This window comes from Halovibrio salipaludis, from assembly GCF_002286965.1.
Classification (GTDB): domain Bacteria; phylum Pseudomonadota; class Gammaproteobacteria; order Pseudomonadales; family Oleiphilaceae; genus Halospina; species Halospina salipaludis.
Genome location: NZ_NSKD01000019.1, coordinates 1 through 4,458, shown reverse-complemented (window position 1 = coordinate 4,458; position 4,458 = coordinate 1). Strand labels below are relative to the sequence as shown.

Below are 4,458 nucleotides of genomic sequence, written 5' to 3'. Positions count from 1 at the left end.
TCTGCGATCCGTACCGCTCCAGCCAGCGGGGCACGAATGAGAACACCAACGGGCTGCTGCGCCAGTATTTCCCGAAGGGCACGGACTTCCGCAAGATCTCTGACAAAGCGCTCCGGGCCACCGTAAAGCAACTGAATAACCGACCCCGGAAACGGCTCGGTTATCGCACACCGGCGGAAGTGTTCTGGGGTGAATACTCAGGCGCACTGGAAACGGGTGGTGCTGCAGTTATTAGTTGAAACCAAGAAAAAAGCATTTGAAGACCTAGGTTTCCCGGTGGCAGATCAGCGCCAAGCAGAAAAACTTTATGATTCATTTTATTTCAAGGGTGAATACGGCCCCATCATTGAATTTTGCAAATATGGGCAAGTCTTCCAAGATGTACCTTTTAGCTGCCCTGAGCTATTCAAGTACCTCGACAAATATTACCCAGGCAGCAAATTCATTCTTACAATTCGTGACGATGAAGACCAATGGTACAAATCTATCACTCGTTTTCATGCTAAAAGATATGGCTCTCACGGAAAAACGCCTACAGCCGAAGACTTAAAATGCGCACGATACGTTCGAAAGGGGTTCATGTACAACACGGTAAAACTTCACGGAACATCTGACGACGACCCCTACAACGAAGAAATCATGAAAGCCCATTACCGAAAGCACAACTCAGATGTTTATGAGTATTTCAAAAATAGACCAAATGACCTTCTTGTCATCAATGTATCAGACAAAAACGCATACCAAAGATTTATAAACTTCATAGGTATTGACTCACCTTACACCGGATTTCCATGGGAAAACCGTACATAAAACCCAAAACCAAGACTAACAAATTCATTATTTCTCCAAAACAAAAAACAAAATTTTAAACCTAAAACACCATAGCTAATAAACTAGCCCAAAATGTCCGAAATGTTTCGAAGCGCACCCAACGAAAACCAAATAATGTCACACTGGGACCAACCTTGCGATTGTGCCGTTATTAGCATATGGTGCCCAACATACAATCACGACAATTATATAGAAAAAACTATCTGTGGTTTCCTGCACCAAAAAACCCAGTACCCTTTTGAAATAGTGATACATAACGATGCATCTAACGACGACACAGACAAGATAATAAAAAAATACAAAAAACTATACCCCAATATCATAAAATATATAAAATCTCGCGAAAACCAATTCCAAAAAGGCATCAAACCTACAAGGCTTGCTTCTAAATATTGCTCTGGCGAATACATCGCTTTTTGTGACGGCGACGACTACTGGACATCAGATCTCAAAATACAACTTCAAGCAGCCGCTCTAAAAAGATACGAGACGAAAGATATTTGTCTCCATCCGGCTTTCTTGATGCGAGGAAACTCACTTTCAAAAATCAGAAACAATTATTCAAATCATGAAACCATATTAACCTTGGACTTCATTATAAGATACGGAGGAGGAGTAATGCCAACGTCGTCAATAATGATCAAATCCAAGATTATTTATAGCTTACCAAACTGGTTTGACTCAGCTTCTGAAGGTGACACGTTCTTCCAAATACTGGGAAGTACGAATGGCGCTATTTATTTGCCGTGGCCAATGTCCATTTATAGGTGTAACACAACCTCCTCAATGAGTAATGCCTTAAAAAGAGCATCTAAAGAAAAGCTGTCCCAAAAACTTAAAGGGCAAGAATTTTGTCTCGACTGCTTGGACCGAGATTTACAATACCAGCTTCATGACGCGATAACCGAGCTCAAGGCCAAAACTAGAATGCAATATGCACAATTTTATCTGGAAAGCCTGGATAACAAAAGCTTCAGAGGCCTAATTGGAGATAGTTGGTCCCTCAAAAAATCCGTTTCAAAACGCCAAAGGTTATTACATTTTTTGCGGCATATGCCGTGGATGATCAGAATTTTGATTAAAGGGAATGCTCTTCGATGGAAGATCCTAAACTTAAAGGATCTCTGTCACCTCAAGAAGAACAACTAACCGTTAAAGCTATTCTTTTCAAACTCCAAAAGCCACGGACACATATACCACACTTACCGTCTACAAATTCCTTTAACTCTTTTCCCTGAATTATATGCTTAACAAAATTATGTCTAAAAAAATATCCAAAATACTTTTGGATCGTTATAAGTACCTACTCAAATCTTTATTTCCAGCGAACGACCCGGCCTTTATGATTATCGGCGCCCAAAAGGCGGGCACTTCCTCTCTATATCATTACCTATCGCAACACCCAAAAATATCCGGCTCAAACCCTAAGGAAGTCGGGTATTTCCATCGGGACAGGCATTTCGGAAAAACCATAACGGACTACAGAACATCCTTTCGTGGGTTACGATCTAGGTCGCATTTTGAAGCGACACCAGCATACCTTTATCACCCTAATGTCGCACCAGCAATATACTACTCCTACCCATCAATGAAATTTATTGTTGTACTAAGAGAGCCCGGGAAACGTGCTTATTCCGCCTGGAATCACTACAGGAACCTTTTTGAATCTGGAAGATATAAAAAGGCAGTCTTAGAAAAACCAACGCTTCCAGGGAATGAGCTTGCTTCCAAGTTATTTGAAAATCGAACGAAGTTTCCGTCATTCCGAGAATGCATAGACATTGAGCTCGAGATAATTAATAGTGATACTGAGTTTGAGCCTGGAATCTTAAGGCGAGGACTTTACCTGAAACAATTAGAAGAGTACTGGAAGTATTTTAGCAAAGACCAGTTCCTAGTTTTGGGATTCAAGGACCTAACCGATAACCTTGAGGCAAGCTTGAAAAAGATAACCGATTTTTTGGGTGTACAGTCCTTCGATATAGATTCCGTGGCCAACGAAGCAAGAAATCAGCGGACGTATACCGAACCCATGCTACCTGAAGATAGAAACTTTCTTGACAATTTCTACGAGACTCCAAACAAAAAACTTTTCGACGCCATTGGTCGTTTAAACTGGTAATTCAAGATTACAAATCTGCTCTTCAGACAAGTTTCTAGGACAGGCCTTGAACTATTTTCTCCTTACAGCTACCACAACAATTGCGGCGACTTCACTAACACTCGTAATCCGTGAGTTTTGCAAGAGTAAGAGCCAGAGGGACTGGTGGAACCCAAGCCTCTTTTTTATATATTTTACACTGCTATCTTTGCCTGGAAAATTCCTCCAGTCGCTTGACCCTCAGCCTTTACATAATATAATTATAACCATCCAGAGCTCCTCCGCGATACCAGTTACACTTGGCTGGACGGCCACTCTAGCAGTAATTAATTTTGCCGTTGCCCTGCTCGGTTTGAACTCAAGTATTGGATATTCAGCTGGGAGATATTTTTCAAATAAATTTTTTGTCTCTCGACTGAACAAAAAAAACATTAACAAAGAACTCAACTTCGGATTACTATTAACAACAGCTGGTTTCTTTGTCATAGCGTCGATGGTAGTTTATGTCGGAGGCCTATCTTTTATATGGCAGAATATTAGCCAACGTACCAGCATCACCTCTGGATTATCATATTGGATGCATGCAGGTACCTTCCTAATACTTTTAGGGTTTACCTTTTCTGTTCATTCACTTCTAATCAAGAAACAGAGCATCCTAAATTTTGGGACTCTAGCTTTTTTAACAATCGTTGTTGCACTTTCTCAAGGTGCTTTCGGAGGGCGAGCTCCAGTAATTTCCGCTTTAATCATTTTGCTCCTTGCAATAAATTACTGGCAGAAAAGGTTAAACCCTTTCACTCTCAAGCCTATACTGGTGGCAATTACTTCAATCTTGATCCTTGCTGTTATAGGCATATCCAGATCACCCTCAATTCAACCAAGTGATTATATTGAAAGACCAGGCCATATCACCAATACTGCTATTGAGGCTTTGACCGAGAGAATTATACCAAGGCTCGGAAATTACAGGACAGAAGTTACTCTTGTGAGTTATTTTAATAATTCTCCAGTTTGGCTTGGAAAAGGTTACCTTAACCTGGTAACGGCACCAATTCCTAGCGGCATTTACCCAGACAAACCACCCGTAGATGAGGGCGTTTACATTCGCGATATGGCTCAAGGGAAAAACGTCGTTCCGAATATGCCAGCGCAGCATTATTCGGCCACCTCATGGCCCCCTGGCAACTGGAAGGGTTTCATGGAATTCCATGCCGTTGGGCTTATACTATTGACCTTTATCTCTTCAGTTTTGGTTCGTTCTATTCACACAGCATTTCTTTCTTGGTTTCAACTAATAACTGCAGCACCACCCGTTTCCAGTGCGCCTGAGTATTCACCCCAGAACACTTCCGCCGGTGTGCGATAACCGAGCCGTTTCCGGGGTCGGTTATTCAGTTGCTTTACGGTGGCCCGGAGCGCTTTGTCAGAGATCTTGCGGAAGTCCGTGCCCTTCGGGAAATACTGGCGCAGCAGCCCGTTGGTGTTCTCATTCGTGCCCCGCTGGCTGGAGCGGTACGGATCGCAGA

6 protein-coding genes are annotated in these 4,458 nt (G+C 42.2%); 5 read left to right on the top strand and 1 reads right to left on the bottom strand.

Translation table 11 applies throughout. From position 1 onward, the window contains the following. The 5 genes from CK501_RS16580 to CK501_RS16785 all read left to right on the top strand — a co-directional run. Positions 1 to 239, top strand: a 239-nt coding sequence (locus tag CK501_RS16580) for an IS30 family transposase (protein WP_143421471.1), incomplete at its 5' end; no start/stop codon positions are given. Next, positions 190 to 810 (top strand): sulfotransferase, encoded by a 621-nt coding sequence (locus CK501_RS16575; RefSeq protein WP_198949578.1) that lies wholly within the window; start codon positions 190 to 192, stop codon positions 808 to 810. The genes CK501_RS16580 and CK501_RS16575, both read left to right, overlap by 50 nt. A gap of 93 nt (positions 811 to 903) precedes the next feature. Beyond that, positions 904 to 1,980, top strand: coding sequence for a glycosyltransferase family 2 protein (locus CK501_RS17315; protein WP_095618818.1), 1,077 nt, complete (start codon positions 904 to 906; stop codon positions 1,978 to 1,980). A 193-nt stretch (positions 1,981 to 2,173) separates the two neighbouring features. Next, complete coding sequence (locus CK501_RS16565; protein ID WP_158223138.1) at positions 2,174 to 2,953, top strand: sulfotransferase family protein; 780 nt, start codon at positions 2,174 to 2,176, stop codon at positions 2,951 to 2,953. A 46-nt stretch (positions 2,954 to 2,999) separates the two neighbouring features. After that, positions 3,000 to 4,298: a hypothetical protein gene (locus CK501_RS16785; protein ID WP_143421472.1), complete on the top strand. Its 1,299-nt coding sequence runs from the start codon at positions 3,000 to 3,002 to the stop codon at positions 4,296 to 4,298. On the opposite strand, the gene CK501_RS17050 is transcribed toward CK501_RS16785, so the two are convergent. After that, positions 4,220 to 4,458: IS30 family transposase (locus CK501_RS17050; protein WP_143421471.1), on the bottom strand; the 239-nt coding region annotated here is incomplete at its 5' end. The genes CK501_RS16785 and CK501_RS17050 overlap by 79 nt on opposite strands.

Bases quoted from the DNA above. Each gene is read 5' to 3' on its own strand.
- CK501_RS17315 (WP_095618818.1), top strand. From the start codon at position 904: ATGTCCGAAATGTTTCGAAGCGCACCCAACGAAAACCAAATAATGTCA.
- CK501_RS16565 (WP_158223138.1), top strand. From the start codon at position 2,174: ATGATTATCGGCGCCCAAAAGGCGGGCACTTCCTCTCTATATCATTAC.